This is a genomic window from Streptomyces sp. NPDC005566 (assembly GCF_040605575.1).
Taxonomy (GTDB): Bacteria; Actinomycetota; Actinomycetes; order Streptomycetales; family Streptomycetaceae; genus Streptomyces.
The window spans coordinates 18546-43377 of sequence record NZ_JBEXDB010000023.1 but is presented as its reverse complement, the minus strand read 5'-3'; the positions used below and the strand labels follow the sequence as shown (position 1 = coordinate 43377).

Genomic DNA, 24832 nt, shown 5'->3' with positions numbered 1-24832 from the left:
CGCGGCGCGGCTCGGCCTGATGGTCGTGCCCGTCGCGTTCTTCGCGCTGTTCTTCGCCTACCCCGTCGTCGCGATCGTCGGCCGGGGGCTGAAGGCGGACGGCGTCTGGCAGTTCGGACGGATCGGCGAGGTGCTGAGCCGGCCGGACATCGCCGACGTCCTCTGGTTCACCACCTGGCAGGCACTCGCCTCGACCGTGCTCACACTGCTGATCGCGCTGCCGGGCGCCTATGTCTTCGCCCGGTTCGACTTTCCCTGCAAGCAACTGCTGCGTGCGGTCGTGACCGTGCCGTTCGTCCTGCCGACGGTCGTCGTGGGTACGGCGTTCCTGGCACTGCTGGGGCGGGGCGGATTCCTCGACGAGCTGTGGGGCGTCCGGCTCGACACCACGGTCTGGGCGATCCTCCTCGCCCACGTCTTCTTCAACTACGCGGTCGTCGTGCGGACCGTCGGCGGCCTGTGGTCGCAGCTCGATCCCCGTCAGGAGGAGGCCGCCCGGGTGCTCGGCGCGGGACGCCTCGCGGCGTGGCGGCGGGTGACCCTGCCCGCGCTGGCACCGGCCGTGGGGGCCGCCGCCCTGATGGTCTTCCTCTTCACGTTCACCTCCTTCGGAGTCGTCCAGATCCTCGGCGGCCCGGCCTACTCCACGCTGGAGGTGGAGATCTACCGGCAGACCGCCCAGCTGCTCGATCTGCCGACGGCCGCCGTGCTGACCCTGGTGCAGTTCGCCGCGGTCGGCGGGATCCTCGCCGTGCACGCGTGGACCGTACGGCGCAGGGAGACCGCGCTGAAGCTCGTCGACCCGGCGCAGACCTCCCGCCGGCCGCGCGGGGCCGGGCAGCGGGCCCTGCTCGGCGGCGTCCTGCTGACCATCGCGCTGCTCATCGTCGTGCCCCTCGGTGTGCTGGTGGAACGCTCCCTGGACACGTCCGGCGGCTACGGGTTCGGCTTCTACCGAGCACTGCAGTCCGCCGACGCGAACGGTTCCACGTTCCTGGTGCCGCCGCTGGAAGCCATCGGGAACTCGCTGCAGTACGCGCTGGTCGCGACCCTCATCGCCCTGGTGATCGGCGGCCTCGCCGCGGCCGCCCTGACGAGGCGGGCGGGACCGCTGGTGCGCGGCTTCGACGCGCTGCTGATGCTGCCTCTCGGGGTGTCGGCCGTCACCGTGGGCTTCGGCTTCCTGATCACGCTCGACGAGCCGCCCCTGGACCTGCGTACGTCCTGGATCCTCGTACCGCTCGCCCAGGCGCTGGTGGGCGTCCCCTTCGTCGTACGGACCATGCTGCCCGTCCTGCGCGCGGTCGACGACCGGCTGCGGGAGGCGGCGGCGGTGCTCGGCGCCTCGCCGCTGCGGGCCTGGCGCGAGGTCGATCTGCCGCTGGTGCGCCGGGCCCTGCTGGTGGCCGCGGGCTTCGCGTTCGCCGTGTCACTCGGCGAGTTCGGCGCGACCGTCTTCATCGCACGCCCCGACAACCCCACCCTGCCGGTGGCGGTGGCCCGGCTCCTGGGGCGGTCCGGGGAGCTCAACTACGGGCAGGCGATGGCACTCAGCACGATCCTGATGCTCGTCTGCGCGGTGTCGCTGCTTCTGCTCGAACGTATCCGCACCGACCGATCCGGGGAGTTCTAGAGATGCTGGCACTGGATTCGGCCACGGTCCGCTTCGGGAAGCGGACCGCGCTGGACGCCGTGGACCTGGAGGTCGCCGACCACGAGATCGTCTGTGTCCTGGGACCCAGCGGCAGCGGCAAGTCGACGCTCCTGCGGGTCGTCGCGGGGCTGCAGCGGCTGGACGGCGGACGGGTACTCCTGGACGGCGCCGACCAGGCCGCCGTGCCCGTGCACCGGCGCGGGCTCGGGCTGATGTTCCAGGACCACCAGCTCTTCCCGCACCGCGACGTCGGCGCGAACGTCGCGTTCGGGCTGCGGATGCACGGCGTCTCCCGGGCCGAGCGCGACCGCAGGGCCGGCGAGCTCCTCGACCTCGTCGGCCTGCCCGGCGCCGGACGGCGGGCCGTCGCCGCACTGTCGGGCGGCGAGCAGCAGCGCGTCGCCCTCGCCCGCGCGCTGGCACCCCGCCCGAAACTGCTGATGCTGGACGAGCCGCTCGGGCAGCTGGACCGGAGCCTGCGCGAACGGCTCGTCGTGGAGCTGCGCACCCTCTTCGGCAGGCTCGGCACGACGGTGCTCGCCGTCACCCACGACCAGGGCGAAGCCTTCGCCCTGGCGGACCGGGTGGTGGTCATGCGGGACGGCAGGATCGCCCAGGCGGGAACCCCTCTGGAGGTCTGGCAGCGCCCGGCCTCCGCGTTCGTCGCCCGGTTCCTCGGCTTCGACAACGTGGTGGACGCGACGGTGACCGGCGCGGCCGCCCACACACCCTGGGGCAAGGTGCCGGTGCCCGGCGATTCGCCCCAGGGCGCGCGCGAGCTGCTGGTCCGGCCGGCCGGGGTACGGATCGGCGACGCGCAGGACGGGCTGACCTGCACGGTGGGAGCGCGTACCTTCCGTGGCCACCACGTCGCCGTGACCCTGTACCCCGCTGACGGGCCCGTTCTGGAGGCCGAGTGCGGGCTGCGGGACACCCCGGAGGAGGGGGCCACGGTGGGCGTGACGTTCGACGCGGCGGAGACGGTGGTCCTGTCCGCGGCCCAAGAGGTCTGACCCGTCCGGCTGGCGGAGCCCTCCGGAGCCTGGTCCCCTGGACACGGAACCGTCGGGAAGAAGGACAGGGATCATGACTGGATCAGTGCGCGAGGGCATCGACATCACCCGCGTCGTCGAGGCACCGCGGGACCGGGTCTTCGAAGCCTGGACGGTCCCCGAGGACTTCGCCGCCTGGTACGGGGGTGACGCGGACGTGCCGCTGGACCGGGTGTCGATGGACGTCACGCCGGGCGGTGAGTGGAGCCTGGTCATCATCGTGCCCGGCGCGGAGATGCCGTTCCACGGCGTCTACCGGGAGGTGTCCGCCCCCGAACGGCTCGTCTTCACGCTGAAGGACAGGAGTGCGCCCGCGGACGTCGAGGGTGAGACCGTCACGGTCACCTTCACGGAGCTGAGCAGGAAGTCCACCGAGATGACCTTCCAGCAGCGCGGCGGCAACCTGACGCCCGAGCAGTACGCGGCGGCCGAGGACGGCTGGCATGCCTTCTTCGACGCTCTCGACGCCCGCCTCGCCGCCCGCTGAGCCGGCCCCCCGATCCCGCGGAACCTGGGGCAGCCCGTCAGTCCGTTCGGTCAGTCAGCCGTTCAGCCCGTCAGCCGGGCGAGGGCCCCGGCGGCCTCCTCCACCGTGTCGACGAGCGCGATACGGGACTCCATCGCCCGGCCCGCCGCCAGCGCGCTCAGCAGCGGCCAGGCGGGCAGCTTCTCCGTCCAGTGCGCGCGGTTCACCAGCACCATCGGCGTGGGCGCGGAACGCGACTCGTAGTAGTTCGGCGTCGCATTGTCGAAGATCTCCTGCACGGTCCCGGCGGCGCCGGGCAGAAAGATCACTCCGGCGTTCGAGCGGGCCAGCAGTCCGTCCTCGCGCACGGCGTTCGCGAAGTACTTGGCGATGTGGTCGGCGAAGGCGTTCGGCGGCTCGTGGCCGTAGAACCAGGTCGGGATCGCGACCGAGGACCCGCCGTCGGGCCAGCGGCTGCGCACGGCGAAGGCCGCCGTGGCCCAGTCCGTGACCGAAGGGCTGAACGACGGTGTGGAGGCGAGGAGTTCGCAGGCCTTGAGCAGCATCGCGTCGGAGTGCGGGGCGGCGTACGCGCCGAGGTTGGCCGCCTCCATCGCGCCCGGGCCGCCGCCCGTCGCCACGGTCAGACCGCTGCGGGCCAGCTCCCTGCCGAGTACGGCGGCGCCGCGGTACGCCGCGGAACCGCGGGCCATCGCGTGGCCGCCCATCACGCCGACCACCCGGGCTTCGGCCAGGTGTTCGTCCAGTGCGTCGGAGACCGCGTCGTCGTGGAGTGCCCGCAGCATCGAGGCGAAGACATCGCCGTTCGACTTGGTCAGCTGGAACCAGTCGTACGCCCGCGCGTCGGGCGTCGACGCGTAACCGCCCTCCGCCAAGCCCTCGTAGAGGGCGTCGGGCGTGTAGAGCAGTCCGCGGTACGGGTCGAAGGGCAGCCCGGGCACCGGCGGGAAGACGAACGCCCCGTCCGCCCGTATCTTCGCCTCCGCACGGGGATCCATGCGGCAGCCGAGGAAGACCGCGCCCCGGGTCTCGGTCACCAGGAGTGCCTCGCCCCGGCCGGTCAGGTCGACGGACTGGACACGATGGCCGGCCAGTGTTCCGGCGGCGACCGCCACGTCGAATGCGGTGAGCGTCTCGATCTCGACGCCGGGTGCGTACGTGCTCTCGTCCGGATTCTCCACGCAGCCATGCTACGGACCGCCCCGACGCCGGGTGTCACCCCGTCAGAGGAAGGGCCGCCAGCTCCGCGATCACCCAGGTCAGCGGGGCGAAGACAGCCAGCAGCACCAACGCCCGCAGGGCGGCTGCGGCGCGGAGCGAGGACGCCGGGGCACCGAGCCGCAGCAGGGTCTCGGCCGTACGGGTCCGGGACTGCTTGGCCTCCAGCGCGGAGGTCAGCAGGGTCGCCGTCGTGCAGCCCAGCACGAGTACGGCGCCGAGCGCGGTGAGCGGGCCGAAGGGCCGCGGCCCTCCGTCGTACAGCACCGATCCCGCCATCACGCCGGACAGCACCGCGCAGACGATCCCGAGCGGACGGCCGATCCGGCGCGCCTCGTCCATCAGGACCCTTCCCGCCAGCAGACGTACGGCTCCGGGGCGCACCGCCTGGAGCAGCCGTCCGCAGAGATGGGTGAGGCCGGGACCGGCCATGGCCAGGCCGATCGCCGTGAGGGTCCAGCCCACCAGCACGCTCGCCGGGGTGGAGTCCAGCTTCCCGGGCAGCGGAAAGGGACTGCCCGCCGAGACGCGGTTCGCGTACGCCTCGACAGCGAGGCCGGCCGCCGTCAGCGCGACTCCCCACGGGAGCCCCGCCGGCGCCGCTACGGGGGCGAGATGTTCCTCCGCCTCCTGGGCCTCGGACGGTGCGACGGGCCGTGAGCGCAGCGCGAGGCCGCTCGCCGCCGCCGAGGCGAGCGGCACGAGGGTCAGCAGCATCAGCGCGGCCGCGAGTGGCAACGGGGCCTCCGCGCCGAGGAGTTCGGCCGCACCACCGTCGAACGGCAGCCCGGTGAGATCGCCCCGCAGGTGGAGGAAGAAGAGCAGGGCGACCATCGATCCCAGTGTGGTGGACACCGCGGTGGACACGGCGGCGAGCACGCTCAGCCGGACCGGCCCGAGCCCCACGGCGAAGAGTCCGGGGCGCGGGCGGGTACTGGGATCGGTACGGGCGACCGCGACCGCGAACTGCACCGTCGCGGCCAGCGGAACAGCACACCACAGCAGCCTCAGGACGGAGGTCGAGGGGTGCGCCGGGTGCGCGGAGGCGTACCCGAGGGTGCACAGGAGCAGGAAGCCGACACCGGCCGACGCGGCCGCGACGAGCAGCCGCCGCGTCAGGACCAGGGGATGTGAACCGCGGGTCAGACGGAGAGCGAGCACGCCGAGCGGCCTTCCGTATCCGATACGGCGGGCAGGGCGACGGTGGTGACACGGCGGCCGTCCAGCAGGGAGACCGCACGGTCGGCGAGGGTGGCGACCTCGGCGTCATGGGTGGCGAGCACGACCGTGATGCCGTGGGACCGCGCCGCCGTGGTGAGGGTGCGCAGCAGTTGTGCGCGCTCCGGGCGGTGGAGGGTCGCGGTCGGCTCGTCCGCGAAGATCACGGACGGTGACGCGGTCAGGGCGCGGGCCACGGAGATCCGCTGGCGCTGTGCCTGGAGCAGTGAGTGCGGGCGCTTCTTCGCGAGCATCCCGATGTCGAGGCGCTCGAGCCACTCCGTCGCGGCCTTCTTCGCCGCCCGGTGCGAGACGCCCCGCAGCAGCAGCGGAAGAGCGGCGTTCTCCCAGGTGGTCAGCTCCGGCACGAGCTGGGGCTCGGCGGCGATCCAGCCGAAGCGGTCGCGGCGGAGCTGCTCGCGCAGCCGCGGGCCCATGGTGTGGATGGGGACGCTGTTGAACCAGACTTCGCCCTGCTGGGGCACCAACTGGCCGGAGAGGCAGTGCAGCAGCGTCGTCTTGCCGCTGCCCCGGGGGCCCGTGACGGCGATAATCTCACCGTCACGGACGCCGAGGGAGACACCGCCGAGCCCCGGTGATCCGTTGTGGGAGTGGTGCAGGGAACGTGCCCAGATCACGTCGTTGTCCGGCGGGGCCACCATGGCGTACACCTCGGTTCAGATCAGATTTCCCGTCCCCCGTACGGGGGAACGAAGACAGGGCCGATCGGTCACTCGGCACGCTAGGTAGTCGGAGCGGGGTGTCGGGACAGCACACGGCCCGGATGCACCCCTTCTCACTCGAACGGGTGTATCCGGGCCGCGTGGACCGTATGAAATGACTGCCGGAAGCGGTGCGACCGGTGGCCGGAGCGTCGGTCAGAGCTTCGTCCAGGCCTCCGTCAGGACGCTCCGCAGGATGCCCTCGATCTCGTCGAAGGTCGACTGGTCGGAGATCAGCGGCGGAGCGAGCTGGACGACCGGGTCTCCGCGGTCGTCGGCCCGGCAGTACAGGCCGTTCTCGTACAGCGCCTTGGAGAGGAAGCCGTACAGGACGCGCTCGGTCTCCTCGTCGGTGAACGTCTCCTTGGTGGCCTTGTCCTTCACCAGCTCGATGCCGTAGAAGAATCCGTTGCCGCGGACGTCGCCGACGATCGGCAGGTCGTGCAGCTTCTGCAGCGTGGTGAGGAAGGCGTTCTCGTTGTCCAGGACGTGCTGGTTGAGACCCTCGCGCTCGAAGATGTCGAGGTTGGCGAGACCGACCGCGGCGGAGACCGGGTGGCCGCCGAAGGTGTAGCCGTGCAGGAAGGTGTTTCCGCCCTGGTAGAACGGCTCGGCCAGCCGGTCGGAGATGATGCAGGCGCCGATGGGGGAGTAGCCCGAGGTCATGCCCTTGGCGCAGGTGATCATGTCCGGTACGTAGTCGAACTTGTCGCAGGCGAACATCGTGCCGAGCCGGCCGAAGGCGCAGATGACCTCGTCGGAGACGAGCAGCACGTCGTGCCGGTCGCAGATCTCGCGGACCCGCTGGAAGTAGCCGGGCGGTGGCGGGAAGCAGCCGCCGGCGTTCTGCACGGGCTCCAGGAAGACGGCCGCGACGGTGTCCGCACCCTCGAAGAGGATCTCCTGCTCGATCTGGTCGGCGGCCCAGCGGCCGAAGGCCTCCGGGTCGTCGCCGAAGAGCGGGGCGCGGTAGATGTTGGTGTTCGGGACCTTGTGCGCGCCGGGGACCAGCGGCTCGAAGGGGGCCTTGAGGGCCGGCAGACCGGTGATGGACAGGGCGCCCTGCGGGGTGCCGTGATAGGCGACCGCCCGCGAGATGACCTTGTACTTGGTCGGCTTGCCCGTGAGCTTGAAGTACTGCTTGGCCAGCTTCCAGGCGGTCTCGACGGCCTCGCCGCCACCCGTGGTGAAGAAGACCTTGTTGAGGTCGCCCGGGGCGTGGGTGGCGAGGCGCTCGGCCAGCTCGACGGCCTTCGGGTGGGCGTAGGACCACACCGGGAAGAAGGCCAGCTCCTGCGCCTGCTTGTACGCGGCTTCGGCGAGCTCGTGGCGGCCGTGTCCGGCGTTCACCACGAAGAGGCCGGACAGGCCGTCGAGGTAGCGCTTGCCCTTGTCGTCGTAGATGTGGGTGCCCTCGCCACGCACGATGGTGGGAACGGGCGCGTTCTCGTAGTCCGACATGCGGGTGAAGTGCATCCACAGGTGGTCGTACGCGGTTCGGCTGAGGTCCTTGCTCACGGCTATCGGGTTCCCCACATGTAGGTCTGCTTCTTCAGCTTGAGGTAGACGAAGCTCTCGGTGGAGCGCACTCCGGGAACGGCCCGGATGCGTCTGTTGATCGTCTCCAGCAGGTGGTCGTCGTCCTCGCAGACGATCTCCACCATCAGGTCGAACGAGCCCGCGGTCATCACCACGTACTCGCATTCGGTCATCGCCGACAGTGCCTCGGCCACGGGGTCGACGTCGCCCTCGACGTTGACGCCGACCATGGCCTGGCGCCGGAACCCCACGGTCAGCGGGTCCGTGACGGCGACGATCTGCATCACGCCCTGGTCGAGCAGCTTCTGGACGCGCTGGCGCACGGCCGCTTCGGAGAGGCCGACGGCCTTGCCTATCGCGGCGTACGGCCGGCGTCCGTCCTCCTGGAGCTGTTCGATGATTGCGAGGGATACGGCATCGACCGCGGGTGACGGTCCGTTCCCGGTCCTGGAGTCTGCGCTACGGCTGGCCACGCATCCACTCTGCACCCCGACTCGTCTGTCTGGCAAGCCCGAATCGATGAAATTCGTTGTCTGGGCACCTGAATATCACCGAATCCGAAGTTCCCGGTGGGTGGGTATGTCGAAAGCGTCACCGAAGCGTTTAGGGTGGAAGTCTCACCCATCGGACAGCCGACAGGAGTGGTGGTTGTGACCACCGAGGTGCGCCGTCTGCGCAACTACATCAACGGAGAGTTCCGGGACGCCGCGGACGGGCGGACCATCGACGTGGTCAACCCGGTGACGGAGGAGGTCTACGCGACCTCCCCTCTCTCCGGACAGGCCGACGTCGATGCCGCCATGGACGCCGCTGCCGCCGCGTTCCCCGCATGGCGCGACGTGACACCCGCCGAGCGCCAGAAGGCCCTGCTGAAGATCGCGGACGCCTTCGAGGAGAGGGCCGAGGACCTCATCGCGGCGGAGTCGGAGAACACGGGCAAGCCACTGGAGCTCACCCGTACCGAAGAGATTCCGCCCATGGTGGACCAGATCCGCTTCTTCGCGGGCGCGGCGCGACTGCTCGAGGGCCGCTCGGCCGGCGAGTACATGGAGGGCCTCACCTCGATCGTGCGCCGCGAGCCCGTGGGCGTCTGCGCGCAGGTCGCCCCGTGGAACTACCCGATGATGATGGCCGTCTGGAAGTTCGCCCCGGCGCTCGCCGCGGGCAACACCGTCGTCATCAAGCCGTCCGACACCACCCCGGCGTCGACCGTGCTGATCGCGGAGATCATCGGGCAGATCCTCCCCAAGGGCGTCTTCAACGTCATCTGCGGCGACCGGGAGACCGGCCGCGCGATGGTCGAGCACCGGACCCCCGCGATGGCGTCCATCACCGGCTCGGTACGTGCCGGTATGCAGGTGGCCGAGTCCGCGGCCAAGGACGTCAAGCGCGTCCACCTGGAGCTCGGCGGCAAGGCCCCGGTCGTGGTCTTCGAGGACACCGACATCGCCAAGGCCGTCGAGGGCATCTCCGTCGCGGGCTACTTCAACGCCGGCCAGGACTGTACGGCCGCGACCCGCGTCATGGTCCATGAGTCCATCCACGACGAGTTCGTCACCGCGCTGGCAAAGGCGGCGGCCGACACGAAGACCGGCCTGCCGGACGACGAGGACGTGCTGTACGGCCCGCTCAACAACGCCAACCAGCTGGCGCAGGTCAGCGGCTTCATCGAGCGCCTCCCCGCCCACGCCAAGGTCGAGGCGGGCGGCCACCGGGTCGGCGACAAGGGCTACTTCTACGCCCCGACCGTCGTCTCCGGCCTCAAGCAGGACGACGAGATCATCCAGCACGAGGTGTTCGGCCCCGTCATCACCGTCCAGTCGTTCACGGACGAGGCCCAGGCGCTCGAGTACGCCAACGGCGTCGAGTACGCGCTGGCCTCCTCGGTGTGGACGAAGGACCACGCCCGCGCGATGCGGATGTCGAAGAGCCTCGACTTCGGCTGTGTGTGGATCAACACCCACATCCCGCTCGTCGCCGAGATGCCGCACGGCGGATTCAAGAAGTCCGGATACGGCAAGGATCTTTCGGCGTACGGCTTCGAGGACTACACCCGGATCAAGCACGTCATGACGTCGCTCGGCGACTGACCTGCACCGGCTGACGGCTGACGGCCGACGCGCGCGAACGGCCCCGGGCTACGGTCCGGGGCCGTTCGGCGTCCCGGGTGCCTCCCGCGGCTCCTGCGGCTCCCGCGGCGAGGGCCGCGCCGCACGGCATCGACAGGGTGTGCGGAACGGGCTGCTTCCGCTGGACGGTTGGTCCATTGCCCGCCGTCGCGGGGGACGGGCATCCTGCGCGGGTGCGCTCGATTCCGGAACACCTCATGTCCCGTCGCTCCCTGCTGCGCGTCCTCGGCGCGGGAGCGGCCGGTACCGCCCTGGCCGGCTGCGGAGTGCCCGCCGCCTATGTGGAGCCCGGTGACCGCTCCGGACGCGACAGGTCGGACAGCGACCACTCGCTCCACTTCGCCAACTGGCCGCTCTACATCGACACCGACGACGAGGACGAGTCGAAGCGGCCCACGCTCGACGCGTTCTCCCGGCGGACCGGGATCTCCGTCTCGTACACCGAGGAGATCAACGACAACGACGAGTTCTTCGGGAAGATCAGCCCGGCGCTGATGAACCACCAGTCGACGGGCCGGGACCTCGTCGTCGTCAGCGACTGGATGGCCGCCCGGTTCGTACGACTGGGCTGGGTGCAGGAGATGGACCGGTCGAAGCAGCCCAATGTGGCCAAGTACCTGGACCCGCAGCTGCGTTCACCCGCGTTCGACGAGGGCCGGTTGCACAGCGTGCCCTGGCAGTCCGGGATCACCGGCATCGCGTACAACCGCGCGAAGCTCGGGCGGGAGATCCGGCACACGAGCGAGCTCTGGGCGGACGACCTGCGCGGCAGGGTGACGCTGCTCTCCGGGCTCGACGAGGCGTTCGCCCTGCTCATGCAGGGAGACGGGGCCGACATCACCCGGTGGACCGCCGACGATTTCCACCGGATGTGCGAACAGGTGGAGAAGCGTGTGAGAAGCCGGCACATCCGCCGTTTCACCGGCAACGACTACATCAAGGACCTGGCCAACGGTGACGTGCTCGCCTGCCAGGCGTACTCCGGGGACGTCATCCAGCTCCAGGCCGACAACCCCGGGATCGAGTTCGTGGTGCCCGAGGAGGGTGCCGAGCTCTGGGCGGAGTCGCTCATGATCCCCAACCTGGCCGCCCACAAGCGCAATGCGGAGAGGCTCGTCGACCACTACTACGAGCCGGGCGTCGCCGCCGAACTGGCCACCTGGGTCAACTACGTCTGCCCGGTACCCGCCGCCCGCGAGATCCTGGCCTCCTCGAAGGACGCGGAGACCGCCGCGCTCGCCGAGGATCCACTGATCTTCCCCGACGACGCGATGCGCGAACGGCTCGCCATCGCCCGCGACATCACCTCCGAGGAGCGCACCGGCTTCGCGAAGAAGTGGAACTCCATCGTCGGCCTCTGAGCCGGCAGCGAGCCGCAGCGAGGTGAAGGGGAGGTTCGCCGCCGAGTTCGCCGGTGATGCGCATCAATGACTGCCCCCACTCGACACCCCGCTTTTGAACGTGTTCATGATGGGCGTACGCTGCGGGCATGAGCGAGCGAGCCCTCTTGCGGCGCATACGCGTGTGGTTGGTCCTCTTCATCGTCTGCCTGGCGCTGAGCGGTCTGACCGCCTTCCCGCTGGTGCACGAACTGCACTGGGCGGAGGACCTGCTGAGGTCCTCCGCCTCTCCTGTCCCCGAGCACTTCCCGGCCCTGATGGAATGGATCACCAGGGTCCGGACCGGCCTCGACGAGGCCGACGCGAAGTACCCCTTCGTGCTCTACGGCACCGACTGGCTGGCCTTCGCCCACCTGGTCATCGCGGTCGCCTTCTACGGCCCCTACCGCGATCCGGTCCGCAACATCTGGGTCATCGAGTTCGGCATGATCGCCTGTGCCGGGATCATCCCGCTGGCCCTGATCTGCGGACCGATCCGGGACATCCCCTTCTGGTGGACCGTCATCGACATGTCCTTCGGGGTCTTCGGCATCATCCCGCTGCTCGTCGTCCGCCGCATGATCAAGAGACTGGAAGCGGTGCAGGAGGCACCCGTGCCGGTCCCGGTGCCGGCCTGACCCACCCGGTCGAGGCCGCCCGCTCCGGCGCCGTACGCGCCGCGACCGGGCCGGCCTCCGCCTGCACGATCATCAGGCTCACGGCGTGGGAGAGGATGTCCTGCATCTAACGGGCGATCCGGGCCCGTTCCCGCGCCGCGGCCTGCACAGAAGTGCGACGGCGGCGTCGACGGCCCACGCCCGGCGCGGAAGCCACCGTCTCCCCGGTATCCGCATCAGGGCTTCCGGCCCACAGCCCCGAACTGGGCGACTTCGGGTCCCCCGGTGCGGGCGTCGGCGCGCCAGCGGGAGCACGACACGATGCCCGGGTCGAGGATGTCCAGGCCGTCCAGGAACGAGGCGAACTCGAAGCGGCTGCGGGCCGTGATCGGCGGAGTGGCGTTCTTGTTCCAGAATCTCATCGCGGCTTCGTTGCCTTCGCCGCCCAGCTCCAGCGTGGGGTGGGTGAGCACCAGGTGGCTGCCGGAGGGCAGTGCGTCCATCAGTCCGGTCACGGCGGACCGCGCCTCGTCCGTGTCCAGGACGAAGTTGAGGATGCCGAGCATCATCACCGCGACGGGGCGCCGCAGATCGAGGGTCCGCTCCGCGGCGCGCAGGATGCGCTCCGTGTCACGGGCGTCCGCGTCGAGGTACTCGGTGGCCCCTTCGGGGGAGCTGGTGAGCAGGGACCGTGCGTGCGCGAGCACCGTCGGGTCGTTGTCGACATAGACGATGCGGGCGTCGGGCGCCGTGTGCTGGGCCACCTCATGGGTGTTGTTCACCGTCGGCAGGCCGGTGCCTATGTCCAGGAACTGGCCGATGCCGACGTCCCCGGCCAGATGGTGGACCACCCGGCCGAGGAACGCGCGGTCGGCGCGGGCCACTTCGCCGATGCTCGGATACATGGCGGTCACCCGGTCGCCGACCACACGGTCCACGGGGTAGTTGTCCTGGCCGCCCAGCCAGTAGTTCCATACCCGGGAGTTGTGGGCTATGTCGGAACGGACACGGGCGGATGCCGTGCGGGGGTCGGTCACTTCTGCTCCTCGGGCGCCGGTGGGGGACATCACGAATGATGCGGCACCCATGATGCCGGACCGATCAAGCGGGGTCCTCAGGCGTGGAGTTGGCCAGCAGGGCGCGCAGGACGTCGATCCGGTTGGTGGTCACCGAGTCGACCCCGTACGTGACCAGCCGTCGCATGGTGCGCCGGGTGTCGGCCGTCCAGGCGGAGACCAGCAGCCCGTCCCGGTGGATACGGTCCGTCAGTCCGGGGCTCAGCAGCCCGAACCGGTAGTTCAGCCAGTGCGGCTTCACGGTGTCGAGCAGTACGGGGCGGGGCGGGGCGAGCGACGTCCAGGTCAGCGCGATCTCCGCGGCCGGATCCGCGGCACGTACCCGCAGCATGGCCGCCGGGCCCGCGCAGTAGTACACGCGCTCGCCCGCGCCGCACTCGCGGACCACGCCGACGACGGCGCGTACGGAGGCGTCCGTGGAACCGGGCAGATCCACCATGACTCGGTGGGCACCGACGGCGGACAGTGCCTCACGCAAGGTGGGGACCCCGCCGCCGGTCACCTCCACGAGCTCTCGGTGTTCGATCCGGTCCAGGTGGATGTCATGACCCCACAGACGCTCCAGCGTGGCGTCGTGCAGGAGCACGGGCACCCCGTCACGGGTGACGCGGACATCGATCTCCACCGCGTCGGCCCCCCGTTCGAGGGCGGAGCGGATCGACGGGAGCGTGTTCTCGCGGGCACGGAACGGATCGCCGCGATGTCCCACGGCGGTGACGGTGGTGGCCATGCGTCCATTGTGACCTCGGAGGTCACCGACCGGGCGCCTCCAGCCAGTTCGCCGTGTACGTGTCGATCTCGGCGGCCAGGGTCCGCTTGCCCGCGGTGTCGAGGTAGGAGGCCTCCACCGCGTTCTTGGCCAGGTCGGCCACACCGTGCTCGTCCAGACCCAGGAGCCGGGCGGCCACCGCGTACTCGTTGTTGAGGTCGGTACCGAACATCGGCGGGTCGTCGCTGTTGATCGTGACGAGAACCCCTGCCTGGACCATCTCCTTCACCGGGTGCTGTTCGATGTCGGCGACGGCGCGGGTCGCGATGTTCGACGTCGGGCAGACCTCCAGGGCGATGCGGTGCTCGGCGAGGTGGGCCAGCAGCTTCGGGTCCTGGACGGAGCTCGTGCCGTGGCCGATGCGCTCGGCACGCAGTGCGGTGAGCGCGTCCCAGACGGTCTGCGGACCCGTGGTCTCCCCGGCGTGCGGAACGGAGTGGAGGCCCTCGGCGATCGCCCGGTCGAAATAGGGCTTGAACTGGGGGCGGTCCACCCCGACCTCGGGCCCGCCGAGACCGAAGGAGACGAGCCCCTCGGTCCGCAGGTCCACGGCGAGCCGGGTGGTCTCCTCGGCGGCCTCGAGGCCGGCCTCGCCCGGAATGTCGAAGCACCAGCGGAGGACGACCCCGAGCTCGGCCTCGGCGGACTTCCGCGCGTCCTCGATCGCCTCCATGAAGCCCTGCTCCGGGATGCCCCGGCGGGTCGAGCTGAACGGGGTGACGGTCAGTTCCGCGTACCGGATGTTCTGCCGCGCCATGTCCCGGGCGACCTCGAAGGTCAGCAGCCGGACGTCCTCGGGCGTGCGGATCAGGTCCACCACGGAGAGGTAGACGTCGATGAAGTGGCCGAAGTCGGTGAAGGTGTAGAAGTCCGACAGCGCCTCCGGGTCCGTGGGGACCTTGGAGTCGGGGTGGCGGGCAGCCAGCTCGGCCACGATGCGGGGCGAGGCGGAACCGACGTGGTGCACGTGGAGCTCGGCCTTGGGCAGCCCCGCGATGAAGGGGTGAAGATCGTTCATCGGATTCTCCCGGATCTCGTATATCGGCCGGGCGCACCGGCTGCGTCGATCATCGTAGGCGGGGCCCGGCTGCCGTGGGGCGGGCCGTAGCATGGCGGGACCACGATGGGGGAGGCCCATGTCAGACAACACACAGCAGCCCGGGGGCGGGCCGCGCGATCCGTGGGCACCGCCGGAGAGCAGGGTGGAGCTGGGCAAGCAGGCGGCCGACGTCCGTCCGCCGGGGGTGCACGACCAGCAGACCGTCACGTCCATGCCGGGCGTCGATCCGGGGACCGGGCAGATACCCGGGGCAGGTGGAGGCTTCGGGCCGCCGACGGCCGACGTACCGCCGCCGCCGATGGCACCGAACGGACCGGGACAGCCCGCGCCGCCGCCCGCCGGCCAGTACGGCTACCCGGCCGCGCCCACTGCCCCCGCCGCTCCGTACGGCGGCTACCCGGGGTATCCCGGATACGGCGGCCAGCCGGCCTGGGGCCCGGCACCCGCGAACGGACTCGGCATCGCGGCGATGGTGCTCGGCATCATCGCGGTGGTCGGCTTCTGTATGTGGGGACTCGGCATCATCCTCGGCATCCTCGCGCTGATCTTCGGCATCATCGGCCGGGGCCGCGCCAAGCGGGGCGAGGCGACCAACGGCGGAATGGCGCTCGCCGGGATCATCCTGGGCTCGATCTCCATTCTGATCAGCGCGGTGTTCCTCGGATTCCTGATCTGGGCCATCGCCAATGAGGAGTCCGGCGGCAGCGACTACGACTACGACGATCCGTACGCGACCTCACTGGTCGTCGGCGGCACGCGCTGACCGCATGAACCGCCCGTGGCGGGGCCGGGGAGGAGATCCCCGGCCCCGCCACGGGCTGCTTCATATCGCGTGCAGCTGCGCACGCGCCTCCATGAGCGCGAAGCCCAGCAGATTCAGCCCCCGCCACGCAGCCGGGTCCGCGGTCCGCGCATCGTCCTTGGCCAGCCCGATGCCCCAGATCCGGTCCATCGGGCTCGCCTCGACCAGCACGCGCTCCCCGGTACCCAGCAGAAACGCGCGCAGTGCCGGGTCCTGGCCGAACTTGTGGACGCTGCCCGCCACCACCAGTGCGAAGCGCTCCCGCACCCATACGCCGTCGTCGAAGCCCCGGACCAGCCGTCCCACCTTCTTCGCCGCCGCCGGGCTGCTCGCCGCCACGGCCCTGTGCTCCGCCTCCTCGTCACCGAAGAGCCGTGCCTTGCCGGCCATCATCCAGTGCTCCGCCGACGCGTAGGTCACCGAGTCCACCGTGAACGGCGCGGGCCACCACTGGCTGAGGCAGCTCTCGCCGAGACGGCCGTCCGCGCGGGGGCGGTGTCCCCAGAACGGCAGGTACTTCACGTGCTCCCCGCGTGCCGCGCGCGCCAGGAGGCCGTCCATGTGTTCCTGTCCCATGGCAGCCGAGTCTGGCATCCGCCACTGACAGTCCGTATGGGGTTTTCCGTACCCGCACGACACATGGTCGACAGATTCCGTCGCGTAACCAAAAGGAAACAACGGAATCCCTTGTTGGTAGAGGTCTGCTCTGTCAGGATCGGCACTCAATTCGGGAAGAAGCTACGCCGCCCCCGGATCACGGGGACAGCGGAGGAGAGCGTCATGGGTAACGGCTTCCAGGTGCAGGACCGTTTCGCGGAGGGTGCGCAGTACATCGGCGGGAAACTGCTGCCCGGCACATCGGGACACCACCAGGAGGTGGTGGACCCCGCGACGGGCAGGACGGTCTACCGCTACGAGCTCGCCGGTACGGACGACGTCGACGCGGCCGTCGCCGCCGCCCGCGAGGCGTTCCCGGCGTGGTCCGGCGCCACCCCGGCGGAGCGATCCGGACTGCTGCACCGCTTCGCCGCCGTACTCGACGCGCAGGCCGCCGACTTCGCGTACGCCGAGTCCCTGCAGTGCGGCAAGCCCGTCAAGCTCTCCACCGAGTTCGACGTGCCCGGGACCGTCGACAACACCTCGTTCTTCGCGGGCGCCGCCCGCACCCTGGAAGGGAAGTCGGCCGACGAGTACAGCGGAGACCACACCTCCTACGTACGCCGCGAGGCCATCGGGGTCGTCGGCTCCGTCGCCCCCTGGAACTACCCGCTCCAGATGGCGGCCTGGAAGATCCTCCCGGCCGTCGCCGCGGGCAACACCATCGTGCTGAAGCCCGCCGAGATCACCCCGCTGACCTCGCTGATGTTCGCCCAGGCGGCTACCGAGGCCGGTATCCCGGACGGCGTGATCAACATCGTCTGCGGCGCCGGAAAGGTCGCGGGTGAACACCTCGTCGGCCACCCCGACGTCGTCATGACCTCGTTCACCGGCTCCACGGCCGTCGGCAAGCGGGTCGCCGAGATCGCGGCCGGTACCGTCACGCGCCTCCACCTGGAGCTCGGCGGCAAAGCGCCGTTCCTGGTGTTCGACGACGCCGACCTCGACGCCGCGGTCAACGGAGCGGTCGCCGGATCTCTCATCAACACCGGCCAGGACTGCACCGCCGCCACCCGCGCCTACGTCCAGCGCCCCCTGTACGACGCCTTCGTGGCCGGAGTCGCCGAACTGATGGAGAGCGTAAGGCTCGGCGACCCCTTCGACCCGTCGACCGACCTCGGCCCGCTGATCAGCCACGCACAGCGCGACCGCGTCGCCGCCTTCGTGGAGCGCGCCCGGGCGTACGCCACCGTCGTCACCGGCGGCGAGGTCCCCGGGGGAGACCTCGCGGCCGGTGCCTACTACCGGCCGACGCTGATCAAGGACGCCGCCCAGGACAGCGAGATCGTGAACTCGGAGATCTTCGGTCCGGTCCTGGTCGTGCTGCCCTTCGACACCGACGACGAGGGAATCCGCCTCGCCAACGACACCCCGTACGGACTCGCCGCCTCCGCGTGGACCCGCGACCTGTACCGGGCGAACCGCGCCACCCGTGAGATCGGGGCGGGCTGCGTGTGGATCAACGACCACATCCCGATCATCAGCGAGATGCCGCACGGCGGATACAAGGCCAGCGGCTTCGGCAAGGACATGTCGTCGTACTCCTTCGACGAGTACACGCAGGTCAAACACGTCATGTACGACAACTCCGCGGTGGCCAGGAAGGACTGGCACCGCACCGTCTTCGGGGACCGATAGCAGCGGCCGCCGCCCGGCGGCCCACCCACCCGGAAGGGCAACGCGTATGGAGCAGTACGAGCCCGAGCACCTCTCCGCGGCCCAGTCGGCCGCAATGAGGCGCAGCCTGACGACAGGCAGGGGCGCCCTCACCCGCCGTTCACTGCTGCGCGCCTCCGGCGCCGGCGCCCTCGCGCTCGGCGGCATAGGAACGCTCGGCGCGTGCGGAATACCGCCCGCGAAGCGGGAAGGGGACGCGGCGGCGGCCTCGGACGACCACTCGGCCGGTGAGAAGCAGATCAACTTCTCCAACTGGACCGAGTACATGGACGTCAGCGAGGACGAGAAGAGCCGCCCGACGCTGCAGGCGTTCACGAAGCGCACCGGGATCAAGGTCAAGTACACCGAGGACATCAACGACAACGTCGAGTTCTTCGGAAAGATCAAGCCGCAGCTGGCTGCGGGCCAGGACACCGGGCGCGACCTCGTCGTCGTCACCGACTGGCTGGCCGCCCGCATCATCCGGCTCGGCTGGGCGCAGAAGCTCGACCCGGCGAACCTGCCGCACGCGTTCGCCAACCTCTCGGCCCAGTTCCGGAGCCCCGACTGGGACCCGGGACGCGCCTACTCCTATCCCTGGACCGGCATCCCCACCGTCATCGCGTACAACGTGAAGGCGACCGGAGGCCGCAAGGTCGACTCCGTCACCCAGCTGCTCGACGACCCGAAGCTCAAGGGCAAGGTCGCCTTCCTCTCCGAGATGCGCGACTCCGTCGGTATGACCCTGCTCGACATGGGCAAGGACCCCGGGGCGTTCACCGACGCCGACTTCGACGCCGCGATAGGCAGGCTCCAGAAGGGCGTCGACAAGAAGCAGATACGCCGCTTCACCGGCAACGACTACACGGCGGACCTCAGCAAGGGCGACCTGGCGGCCTGTGTCGCCTGGGCCGGCGACATCATCCAGCTGCAGGCGGACAACCCCGACATCAAGTTCGCGATACCCGCCGCCGGATACATCACCTCCAGCGACAACCTGCTGGTCCCGGCCAGGGCCCGGCACAAGACCAACGCCGAGAAGCTCATCGACTACTACTACGAGCCCCCGGTCGCCGCCCAGCTCGCCGCGTACATCAACTACGTCTGCCCGGTCGACGGGGTCGCCACGGAGCTCGCGAAGATCGACCCGGCGATGGCCTCGAACACGCTGATCCTCCCGGACAGGGAGATGGCCGCGAAGTCGCGTTCCTTCCGTTCGCTCAGCTCCGCGGAAGAGACGGCGTACGAGGAGAAGTTCGCCAAGCTCATCGGCGCCTGACCCGCCCCATCCCCTCCCGACCTTCCTCGACACCACTGGGACTGCGACCCATGACACAGCAGCAGACAGCGGGCGGCGACGTCCGTCTCACCGGGATCAGCAAGACGTTCGGCTCCTTCACCGCCGTACAGCCACTCGATCTGACCGTCCCCCAGGGCTCCTTCTTCGCCCTGCTCGGCGCATCCGGCTGCGGCAAGACCACCACCCTGCGGATGATCGCGGGCCTGGAGGAGGCCACCACCGGCACGGTCTCGCTCGGCGGCAAGGACATCACCGGCCTGCCCCCGTACAAACGGCCCGTCAACACCGTCTTCCAGAGCTACGCGTTGTTCCCGCATCTCGACGTCTCCGAGAACGTCGCCTTCGGGCTGCGCCGCCGCGGCATCAGGTCCGTGAAGAAGCAGGTGGGGGAGATGCTGGACCTCGTCCAGCTCGGAGACTTCGCCCGGCGCAAACCGCACCAGCTCTCCGGCGGCCAGCAGCAGCGCGTCGCCGTGGCCCGCGCACTCATCAACCACCCCCAGGTGCTGCTGCTCGACGAGCCGCTGGGCGCGCTCGACCTCAAACTGCGCCGCCAGATGCAGCTCGAACTCAAACGCATCCAGACCGAGGTCGGCATCACGTTCATCCACGTCACCCACGATCAGGAGGAGGCCATGACCATGGCCGACACCGTCGCGGTGATGAACGGCGGCCGGGTCGAACAGCTCGGCTCCCCCGCCGAGCTGTACGAGAACCCGCAGACCACCTTCGTGGCGAACTTCCTCGGGACCTCCAACCTCATCGAGGCCGAGATCGTCTCCGCGGGCACCGACATCGTCGTCTCGGCCGGCGGCGGGAAGCTCCGGCTGCCCGCCGGCCGGTGTTCCGCCCCCACGGTGAGCGGCGGCAGGCTGCTCGTCGGCATCCGCCCCGAAAAGATCTCTCTCGCGCGCCCCGACGAGGCGGACGCGATAGCCGACGGCCGCAACCGGGTCACCGGACGGATCGCCGACTCGAGCTTCATCGGTGTCTCCACGCAGTACGTCGTCGAGAGCCCGGCCGGCAAGGCACTGCACGTGTACGAGCAGAACGTCGACCACCGCGCGGGCCTCGTCCCGGGCGCCGAGGTCGTCCTGCACTGGAACCCCGCACACACCTTCGGCCTGGACGCCGCACAGGACATGGACGCGGGCGTGGAGAGCGTGGAGGACGCGGCGTGAGCGTCACCGACGCGCCGCCGGCGCCACCCACCGAACCGGAGATCCGCAAGCCCTCCACCCGCAAGAGGCTCATCCCGTACTGGCTGCTGCTCCCCGGCATCCTGTGGCTGATCGTCTTCTTCGCGCTGCCGATGGTCTACCAGGCGTCGACCTCCGTACAGACCGGATCCCTGGAGAAGGGCTTCCAGGTCACCTGGCACTTCCGGACGTACTGGGACGCCTTCGCCGACTACTACCCGCAGTTCATCCGGTCCCTGCTGTACGCCGGTACCGCCACGTTCCTGTGCCTGCTGCTGGGCTACCCGCTCGCCTACCTGATCGCCTTCAAGGCGGGACGCTGGCGCAACCTGGTGCTCGTGCTGGTCATCGCACCGTTCTTCACCAGTTTCCTGATCCGGACGCTCGCCTGGAAGACGATCCTCGCGGACGGCGGCGCGGTCGTCGACGTCATGGACAGCCTGCACGTCCTCGACGTCACCAGCTGGCTCGGCTGGACGGAGAACAACCGCGTCCTGGCCACCCCGATGGCCGTCGTCTGCGGTCTGACGTACAACTTCCTGCCGTTCATGATCCTGCCGCTCTACACCTCGCTGGAGCGGATCGACGGCAGGCTGCACGAGGCGGCCGGCGACCTGTACGCCACTCCCGCCACCACGTTCCGCAAGGTGACGTTCCCGCTGTCCATGCCCGGGGTGGTCTCCGGAACCCTGCTGACCTTCATCCCGGCCAGCGGCGACTACGTCAACGCGGAACTGCTCGGCTCCACGGACACCAAGATGGTCGGCAGCGTCATCCAGACCCAGTTCCTGAGAGTCCTGGACTACCCGACGGCGGCCGCCCTCTCCTTCATCCTCATGGCGGTGGTCCTGCTCATGGTCACCTTCTACATCCGCCGCTCCGGGACGGAGGACCTGGTCTGATGCCCGTACTCCGCTGGATTCGCCGGAACCTGATCGTGATCGCGGGTCTGCTGACCCTCGCGTACATGATCCTGCCGAACATCGTCGTGATGGTGTTCTCCTTCAACAAGCCGAACGGCCGCTTCAACTACGCCTGGCAGCGGTTCTCGCTGGACGCCTGGAAGGACCCCTGCGGCGTCGCCGACCTGTGCGGATCCCTCGGGCTCTCGCTCAGGATCGCCGTCTGGGCGACCATCGGCGCGACCGTGCTCGGCACGATGATCGCCTTCGCGCTGGTCCGGTACCGCTTCCGGGCGCGCGGCGCGATCAACTCGCTCATCTTCCTGCCGATGGCGATGCCCGAAGTCGTCATGGCCGCCTCGCTGCTCACGCTCTTCCTCAACATGGGGGCCGAGCTCGGCTTCTGGACCGTGCTGATCGCGCACATCATGTTCTGCCTCAGCTTCGTGGTGACGGCGGTCAAGGCGCGTGTGATGTCGATGGACCCGAGGCTCGAGGAAGCCGCACGCGATCTCTACGCGGGCCCCGTTCAGACGTTCGTCCGGGTGACCCTCCCGATCGCCGCTCCCGGGATAGCGGCGGGAGCGCTGCTCGCCTTCGCGCTCTCCTTCGACGATTTCATCATCACCAATTTCAACGCGGGATCCACGGTGACCTTCCCCATGTTCGTCTGGGGATCGGCGCAGCGCGGTACACCTGTGCAGATCAACGTCATCGGTACGGCCATGTTCGTGATCGCCGTGGCGGTGGTACTCGTCGGACAGCTCATTGCGAACCGGCGGAAGAGCAACGCGCGAAAGTAACACCCGAAGGAGTTGGAAACCATGGCCCCGGATGCCATGCGTACTGCTGCACATTCGCTCTCCGATGCGACCCCCCTCTCCTATTGGCTCGACGACCCGGGAAAGCCCGACGCGCTCCCCGCACTCACCGCGGACGAGCACTGCGATCTCCTCGTCGTCGGCGGCGGCTACAGCGGACTGTGGACGGCTCTGCTCGCCAAGGAGAGGGATCCCGGGCGCGATGTCGTCCTCATCGAGGGATACGAGTCGGGCTGGGCGGCCTCGGGCCGCAACGGCGGATTCTGCGCGGCCTCGCTGACCCACGGCCTGGCCAACGGACTGGAGCGCTGGCCCGACGAGATCGGGAAGCTGGAGGAGCTGGGCGGGCGGAACCTCGACGCCATCGAGGCCGCCGTCGCCCGCTACTCCATCGACTGCGACTTCGAGCGCACCGGCGAGATCGATGTCGCCACCCAGCCCCACCAGCTCGAAGAGCTGCGGCAATGGCACAGCCGGACCGAGGATCTCGGGTTCACCGGAGTGGAGTTCCTGGACCGGGAGCAGGTGAGGACCCAAGTCGATTCACCGACATTCCTGGGTGGTCTGTGGGATCGGCGCGGGGTCGCCATGCTTCACCCGGCGAAGCTCGTCTGGGGGCTGAGGCAGGCCTGCCTCGGCCTGGGTGTACGGATCTACGAGCACACCAGGGCCCTCGACCTGGCCGCGCAGGGTGCCGGTATGGCGGTGCGCACGCCGTACGGCAGGGTCTTCGCCCGTCGGGTCGCGCTCGGCACGAACATCTTCCCGTCGCTGGTCAAGCGCATGCGCCCGTTCACCGTGCCGGTGTACGACTACGCGCTGATGACCGAGCGGCTCACCGCCGACCAGCTCGCCTCGATCGGCTGGCAGAACCGGCAGGGACTGGGGGACAGTGCGAATCAGTTCCACTACTTCCGGCTCTCGGCCGACAACCGGATCCTGTGGGGCGGGTACGACGCGATCTATCCCTACGGGGGCAGGCTGAATTCCGTTCTCGACCAGCGCCCGGAGACTTTCCTCAAACTCGCGGGCCAGTTCTTCGAGTGTTTTCCGCAGCTCTCCGGTGTGCGTTTCAGTCACGCCTGGGGCGGTGCGATCGACACCTGTTCGCGATTCTCCGCCTTCTTCGGAACGGCCCATCGCGGCCGGGTCGCCTATGCGGCCGGATACACCGGACTGGGCGTCGGGGCCACGCGTTTCGGGGCCGATGTGATGCTGGATCTGCTGTCCGGCGAGGAAACGGAACGCACCGCCCTCGGCATGGTCCGCTCCAAGCCGCTGCCGTTCCCGCCCGAGCCGTTCGCCTGGGCCGGGATCGAGCTCACCAAGAGGTCGCTCGCCCGCGCGGACAGCCACGGCGGACACCGCAACCTGTGGCTGCGGGCCATGGACCGGATGGGGCTCGGCTTCGACAGCTGAGGCTCCGGCAGCCGACGAGACCGTGTGAGTGACCCAGCTCACCGCAGAAAGGCGACCGAACCCGCGTCATGATCCGGGCGGACGGCTCTCCCCCACGTGAACGCACCGGCGGAAACCCGCCGGTGCCCACGTCCAAGGAGGCAGTCCATGACCGGCACGGGGGCACACGCCGCGGTCGAATGGCTCGCATCGGTGGCACCGGATCCGGCAGCCTGCAGGTGGGAGTGGGAGCGCAATCCGCAGGGGATCGCGCTCCTTCCCGCCGGAAGGCGCTGGGACGTACTGATCCTTCCGGGGGAGCTGGGCTATCCGACCCTCGATGTGCTCACCCGGCTCATCGACCGGCCGGGGCCGGTCCTCGCCGATTTCGGCGACGCCCGCATGGGGTTCTTCGTGCCGCCGGGAACGGCGGCGCGCTGGCTCGGAACCGGTGTCCGCGGGGCGGGACAGGGCACCTGGATCGTCGTTCCCTACCCGGGCCGCACGGTCGGCGGGGTGCGGTGGCTCATCCAGCCGGACGGGTCCGGAACCCTCACCGACGCGACCGTCCTGGAGCTCGCGATGCATGAGGCCGCAGCCGCCCGGAGCGCCTACGGAGGAGGGGGTGACCGCGACTGAGCGGGGCGGCTGTTTCTCCTGCCGGAGCCCGGACGGCTACGCGCCGGGAGCCCGGTACCGGACCTGCCCGGCCTTCTGCAGGGCATCCAGCGTTTCCTCGATGCTCAGGAGGACCGTCGTCTCGAACGACTCGAGCGCGCCACCTCCGCCGATCGCCAGGGCGACCGCGGCCATGGACACGTTGTCCGGGGCTTCCCAGAGGTTGTAGCCGTCGTGCGTGCCGAAGGCGTACCAGAAGCCGTGGAGCTTCCCGCCGACGGACTCGATGTACGACCGGGCGGCCTCCGAGCGGTCCTCGGGGTGGCCGATCAGCCGTGCCCACGTTTCGGGCGTGTAGCTGAACCTCGACAGGTAGAGCGGCATCGTGTCCCTCTTTCGTTTCGTCAGGGGATACCCGCTCCGCCCGGGACACGGGCGAGGGCGGCCCGCGGATCCCCCGAACAGCGGCATCCGATCGGCCGGACGGGCCGGCCGCGGGCTCAGCAGAGGCGACGACGAGGAACGGGGAACCGCCAGAGGTCTTGACAACTTGATTGGT

At 69.7% G+C, this 24832-nt stretch carries 24 protein-coding genes and 1 pseudogene; 14 read left to right on the top strand and 11 right to left on the bottom strand.

Going from position 1 to position 24832, the window contains the following annotated elements; translation table 11 throughout:
• Window positions 1-19: 19 nt before the first annotated feature.
• The 3 genes from ABZS61_RS29900 to ABZS61_RS29890 all read left to right on the top strand — a co-directional run bounded on the left by ABZS61_RS29900 (window position 20) and on the right by ABZS61_RS29890 (window position 3193).
• Window positions 20-1633 carry an iron ABC transporter permease gene (locus tag ABZS61_RS29900; RefSeq protein WP_356428002.1) on the top strand — a complete coding sequence of 538 codons (1614 nt, stop codon included), beginning with the start codon at window positions 20-22 and terminating at the stop codon, window positions 1631-1633.
• A gap of 2 nt (window positions 1634-1635) precedes the next feature.
• On the top strand, window positions 1636-2667 hold the full coding sequence (locus tag ABZS61_RS29895) for an ABC transporter ATP-binding protein (RefSeq protein WP_356427999.1): 1032 nt from the start codon (window positions 1636-1638) through the stop codon (window positions 2665-2667).
• Between the two features lie 73 nt (window positions 2668-2740).
• Window positions 2741-3193 (top strand): SRPBCC domain-containing protein, encoded by a 453-nt coding sequence (locus ABZS61_RS29890; RefSeq protein ID WP_356427996.1) that lies wholly within the window; start codon window positions 2741-2743, stop codon window positions 3191-3193.
• A gap of 62 nt (window positions 3194-3255) precedes the next feature.
• Here the strand turns inward: ABZS61_RS29890 and ABZS61_RS29885 are convergent, their stop codons facing one another.
• From ABZS61_RS29885 to ABZS61_RS29865, 5 genes are all read right to left on the bottom strand, one after another.
• A complete protein-coding gene (locus ABZS61_RS29885; RefSeq protein ID WP_356427993.1) occupies window positions 3256-4374 on the bottom strand; it encodes a Rossmann fold nucleotide-binding protein in 1119 nt (372 codons plus the stop codon).
• 34 nt (window positions 4375-4408) lie between these two features.
• A complete protein-coding gene (locus ABZS61_RS29880) occupies window positions 4409-5572 on the bottom strand; it encodes a hypothetical protein (RefSeq protein ID WP_356427990.1) in 1164 nt (387 codons plus the stop codon).
• Window positions 5554-6291, bottom strand: coding sequence for an ATP-binding cassette domain-containing protein (locus ABZS61_RS29875; RefSeq protein WP_356427987.1), 738 nt, complete (start codon window positions 6289-6291; stop codon window positions 5554-5556). The genes ABZS61_RS29880 and ABZS61_RS29875 overlap by 19 nt, the downstream gene beginning before the upstream one ends.
• 216 nt (window positions 6292-6507) lie before the next feature.
• The gene (locus ABZS61_RS29870) at window positions 6508-7887 is read right to left on the bottom strand and encodes an aspartate aminotransferase family protein (RefSeq protein WP_356427985.1); all 1380 of its coding nucleotides are present in this window, start codon (window positions 7885-7887) and stop codon (window positions 6508-6510) included.
• Window positions 7872-8378: an Lrp/AsnC family transcriptional regulator gene (locus tag ABZS61_RS29865; protein ID WP_356428162.1), complete on the bottom strand. Its 507-nt coding sequence runs from the start codon at window positions 8376-8378 to the stop codon at window positions 7872-7874. The genes ABZS61_RS29870 and ABZS61_RS29865 overlap by 16 nt, the downstream gene beginning before the upstream one ends.
• Window positions 8379-8540: 162 nt before the next feature.
• Here ABZS61_RS29865 and ABZS61_RS29860 point away from each other — a divergent pair, with 162 nt between their 5' ends.
• The 3 genes from ABZS61_RS29860 (at window position 8541) to ABZS61_RS29850 (ending at window position 12036) form a co-directional block, all read left to right on the top strand.
• The gene (locus ABZS61_RS29860; protein WP_356427982.1) at window positions 8541-9980 is read left to right on the top strand and encodes a gamma-aminobutyraldehyde dehydrogenase; all 1440 of its coding nucleotides are present in this window, start codon (window positions 8541-8543) and stop codon (window positions 9978-9980) included.
• 236 nt (window positions 9981-10216) lie between these two features.
• Window positions 10217-11380, top strand: coding sequence for a spermidine/putrescine ABC transporter substrate-binding protein (locus tag ABZS61_RS29855; RefSeq protein ID WP_356427979.1), 1164 nt, complete (start codon window positions 10217-10219; stop codon window positions 11378-11380).
• A 128-nt stretch (window positions 11381-11508) separates the two neighbouring features.
• Window positions 11509-12036, top strand: coding sequence for a hypothetical protein (locus ABZS61_RS29850; protein WP_356427976.1), 528 nt, complete (start codon window positions 11509-11511; stop codon window positions 12034-12036).
• 10 nt (window positions 12037-12046) lie between these two features.
• Here ABZS61_RS29850 and ABZS61_RS29845 read toward each other — a convergent pair.
• The 4 genes and pseudogenes from ABZS61_RS29845 to ABZS61_RS29830 all read right to left on the bottom strand — a co-directional run.
• A pseudogene (locus tag ABZS61_RS29845) lies at window positions 12047-12187 on the bottom strand (histidine kinase); the annotation flags it as partial.
• A gap of 64 nt (window positions 12188-12251) precedes the next feature.
• Window positions 12252-13082, bottom strand: coding sequence for an SAM-dependent methyltransferase (locus ABZS61_RS29840; protein WP_356428159.1), 831 nt, complete (start codon window positions 13080-13082; stop codon window positions 12252-12254).
• A 34-nt stretch (window positions 13083-13116) separates the two neighbouring features.
• Window positions 13117-13821, bottom strand: coding sequence for a glycerophosphodiester phosphodiesterase (locus tag ABZS61_RS29835; protein WP_356427972.1), 705 nt, complete (start codon window positions 13819-13821; stop codon window positions 13117-13119).
• A gap of 22 nt (window positions 13822-13843) precedes the next feature.
• On the bottom strand, window positions 13844-14878 hold the full coding sequence (locus tag ABZS61_RS29830; protein ID WP_356427969.1) for an adenosine deaminase: 1035 nt from the start codon (window positions 14876-14878) through the stop codon (window positions 13844-13846).
• 118 nt (window positions 14879-14996) lie between these two features.
• Between ABZS61_RS29830 and ABZS61_RS29825 the strand changes: the two genes are divergently transcribed.
• Window positions 14997-15683, top strand: coding sequence for a DUF4190 domain-containing protein (locus ABZS61_RS29825; protein ID WP_356427966.1), 687 nt, complete (start codon window positions 14997-14999; stop codon window positions 15681-15683).
• 60 nt (window positions 15684-15743) lie between these two features.
• Here ABZS61_RS29825 and ABZS61_RS29820 read toward each other — a convergent pair whose 3' ends face one another.
• A complete protein-coding gene (locus tag ABZS61_RS29820; RefSeq protein WP_356427964.1) occupies window positions 15744-16298 on the bottom strand; it encodes an NADAR family protein in 555 nt (184 codons plus the stop codon).
• Window positions 16299-16502: 204 nt separating this feature from the next.
• Here ABZS61_RS29820 and ABZS61_RS29815 point away from each other — a divergent pair, with 204 nt between their 5' ends.
• The 7 genes from ABZS61_RS29815 to ABZS61_RS29785 all read left to right on the top strand — a co-directional run bounded on the left by ABZS61_RS29815 (window position 16503) and on the right by ABZS61_RS29785 (window position 24294).
• Complete coding sequence (locus tag ABZS61_RS29815) at window positions 16503-18017, top strand: gamma-aminobutyraldehyde dehydrogenase (RefSeq protein WP_356427962.1); 1515 nt, start codon at window positions 16503-16505, stop codon at window positions 18015-18017.
• A 46-nt stretch (window positions 18018-18063) separates the two neighbouring features.
• Window positions 18064-19314 carry a spermidine/putrescine ABC transporter substrate-binding protein gene (locus ABZS61_RS29810; protein WP_356427959.1) on the top strand — a complete coding sequence of 417 codons (1251 nt, stop codon included), beginning with the start codon at window positions 18064-18066 and terminating at the stop codon, window positions 19312-19314.
• A 50-nt stretch (window positions 19315-19364) separates the two neighbouring features.
• On the top strand, window positions 19365-20516 hold the full coding sequence (locus tag ABZS61_RS29805) for an ABC transporter ATP-binding protein (RefSeq protein WP_356427956.1): 1152 nt from the start codon (window positions 19365-19367) through the stop codon (window positions 20514-20516).
• The gene (locus tag ABZS61_RS29800) at window positions 20513-21436 is read left to right on the top strand and encodes an ABC transporter permease (RefSeq protein ID WP_356427953.1); all 924 of its coding nucleotides are present in this window, start codon (window positions 20513-20515) and stop codon (window positions 21434-21436) included. Before ABZS61_RS29805 ends, ABZS61_RS29800 begins: the two co-directional genes overlap by 4 nt.
• Window positions 21436-22239 carry an ABC transporter permease gene (locus ABZS61_RS29795; RefSeq protein ID WP_356427950.1) on the top strand — a complete coding sequence of 268 codons (804 nt, stop codon included), beginning with the start codon at window positions 21436-21438 and terminating at the stop codon, window positions 22237-22239. Before ABZS61_RS29800 ends, ABZS61_RS29795 begins: the two co-directional genes overlap by 1 nt.
• A 21-nt stretch (window positions 22240-22260) precedes the next feature.
• Entirely contained in the window at window positions 22261-23676 is a 1416-nt protein-coding gene (locus tag ABZS61_RS29790) for an FAD-dependent oxidoreductase (protein ID WP_356427947.1), read from the top strand.
• Between the two features lie 147 nt (window positions 23677-23823).
• Window positions 23824-24294, top strand: coding sequence for a hypothetical protein (locus ABZS61_RS29785; RefSeq protein WP_356427944.1), 471 nt, complete (start codon window positions 23824-23826; stop codon window positions 24292-24294).
• A 36-nt stretch (window positions 24295-24330) separates the two neighbouring features.
• Here ABZS61_RS29785 and ABZS61_RS29780 read toward each other — a convergent pair whose 3' ends face one another.
• Window positions 24331-24657, bottom strand: coding sequence for a GYD domain-containing protein (locus ABZS61_RS29780; RefSeq protein WP_356427941.1), 327 nt, complete (start codon window positions 24655-24657; stop codon window positions 24331-24333).
• Between the last annotated feature and the right edge of the window lie 175 nt (window positions 24658-24832).

Bases quoted from the DNA above. Each gene is read 5' to 3' on its own strand.
- ABZS61_RS29900 (WP_356428002.1), top strand. From the start codon at position 20: ATGGTCGTGCCCGTCGCGTTCTTCGCGCTGTTCTTCGCCTACCCCGTC.
- ABZS61_RS29895 (WP_356427999.1), top strand. From the start codon at position 1,636: ATGCTGGCACTGGATTCGGCCACGGTCCGCTTCGGGAAGCGGACCGCG.
- ABZS61_RS29890 (WP_356427996.1), top strand. From the start codon at position 2,741: ATGACTGGATCAGTGCGCGAGGGCATCGACATCACCCGCGTCGTCGAG.
- ABZS61_RS29875 (WP_356427987.1), bottom strand. From the start codon at position 6,291: ATGGTGGCCCCGCCGGACAACGACGTGATCTGGGCACGTTCCCTGCAC.
- ABZS61_RS29855 (WP_356427979.1), top strand. From the start codon at position 10,217: ATGTCCCGTCGCTCCCTGCTGCGCGTCCTCGGCGCGGGAGCGGCCGGT.
- ABZS61_RS29850 (WP_356427976.1), top strand. From the start codon at position 11,509: ATGAGCGAGCGAGCCCTCTTGCGGCGCATACGCGTGTGGTTGGTCCTC.
- ABZS61_RS29840 (WP_356428159.1), bottom strand. From the start codon at position 13,082: ATGTCCCCCACCGGCGCCCGAGGAGCAGAAGTGACCGACCCCCGCACG.
- ABZS61_RS29835 (WP_356427972.1), bottom strand. From the start codon at position 13,821: ATGGCCACCACCGTCACCGCCGTGGGACATCGCGGCGATCCGTTCCGT.
- ABZS61_RS29830 (WP_356427969.1), bottom strand. From the start codon at position 14,878: ATGAACGATCTTCACCCCTTCATCGCGGGGCTGCCCAAGGCCGAGCTC.
- ABZS61_RS29825 (WP_356427966.1), top strand. From the start codon at position 14,997: ATGTCAGACAACACACAGCAGCCCGGGGGCGGGCCGCGCGATCCGTGG.
- ABZS61_RS29820 (WP_356427964.1), bottom strand. From the start codon at position 16,298: ATGGGACAGGAACACATGGACGGCCTCCTGGCGCGCGCGGCACGCGGG.
- ABZS61_RS29815 (WP_356427962.1), top strand. From the start codon at position 16,503: ATGGGTAACGGCTTCCAGGTGCAGGACCGTTTCGCGGAGGGTGCGCAG.
- ABZS61_RS29810 (WP_356427959.1), top strand. From the start codon at position 18,064: ATGGAGCAGTACGAGCCCGAGCACCTCTCCGCGGCCCAGTCGGCCGCA.
- ABZS61_RS29805 (WP_356427956.1), top strand. From the start codon at position 19,365: ATGACACAGCAGCAGACAGCGGGCGGCGACGTCCGTCTCACCGGGATC.
- ABZS61_RS29795 (WP_356427950.1), top strand. From the start codon at position 21,436: ATGCCCGTACTCCGCTGGATTCGCCGGAACCTGATCGTGATCGCGGGT.
- ABZS61_RS29790 (WP_356427947.1), top strand. From the start codon at position 22,261: ATGGCCCCGGATGCCATGCGTACTGCTGCACATTCGCTCTCCGATGCG.
- ABZS61_RS29785 (WP_356427944.1), top strand. From the start codon at position 23,824: ATGACCGGCACGGGGGCACACGCCGCGGTCGAATGGCTCGCATCGGTG.
- ABZS61_RS29780 (WP_356427941.1), bottom strand. From the start codon at position 24,657: ATGCCGCTCTACCTGTCGAGGTTCAGCTACACGCCCGAAACGTGGGCA.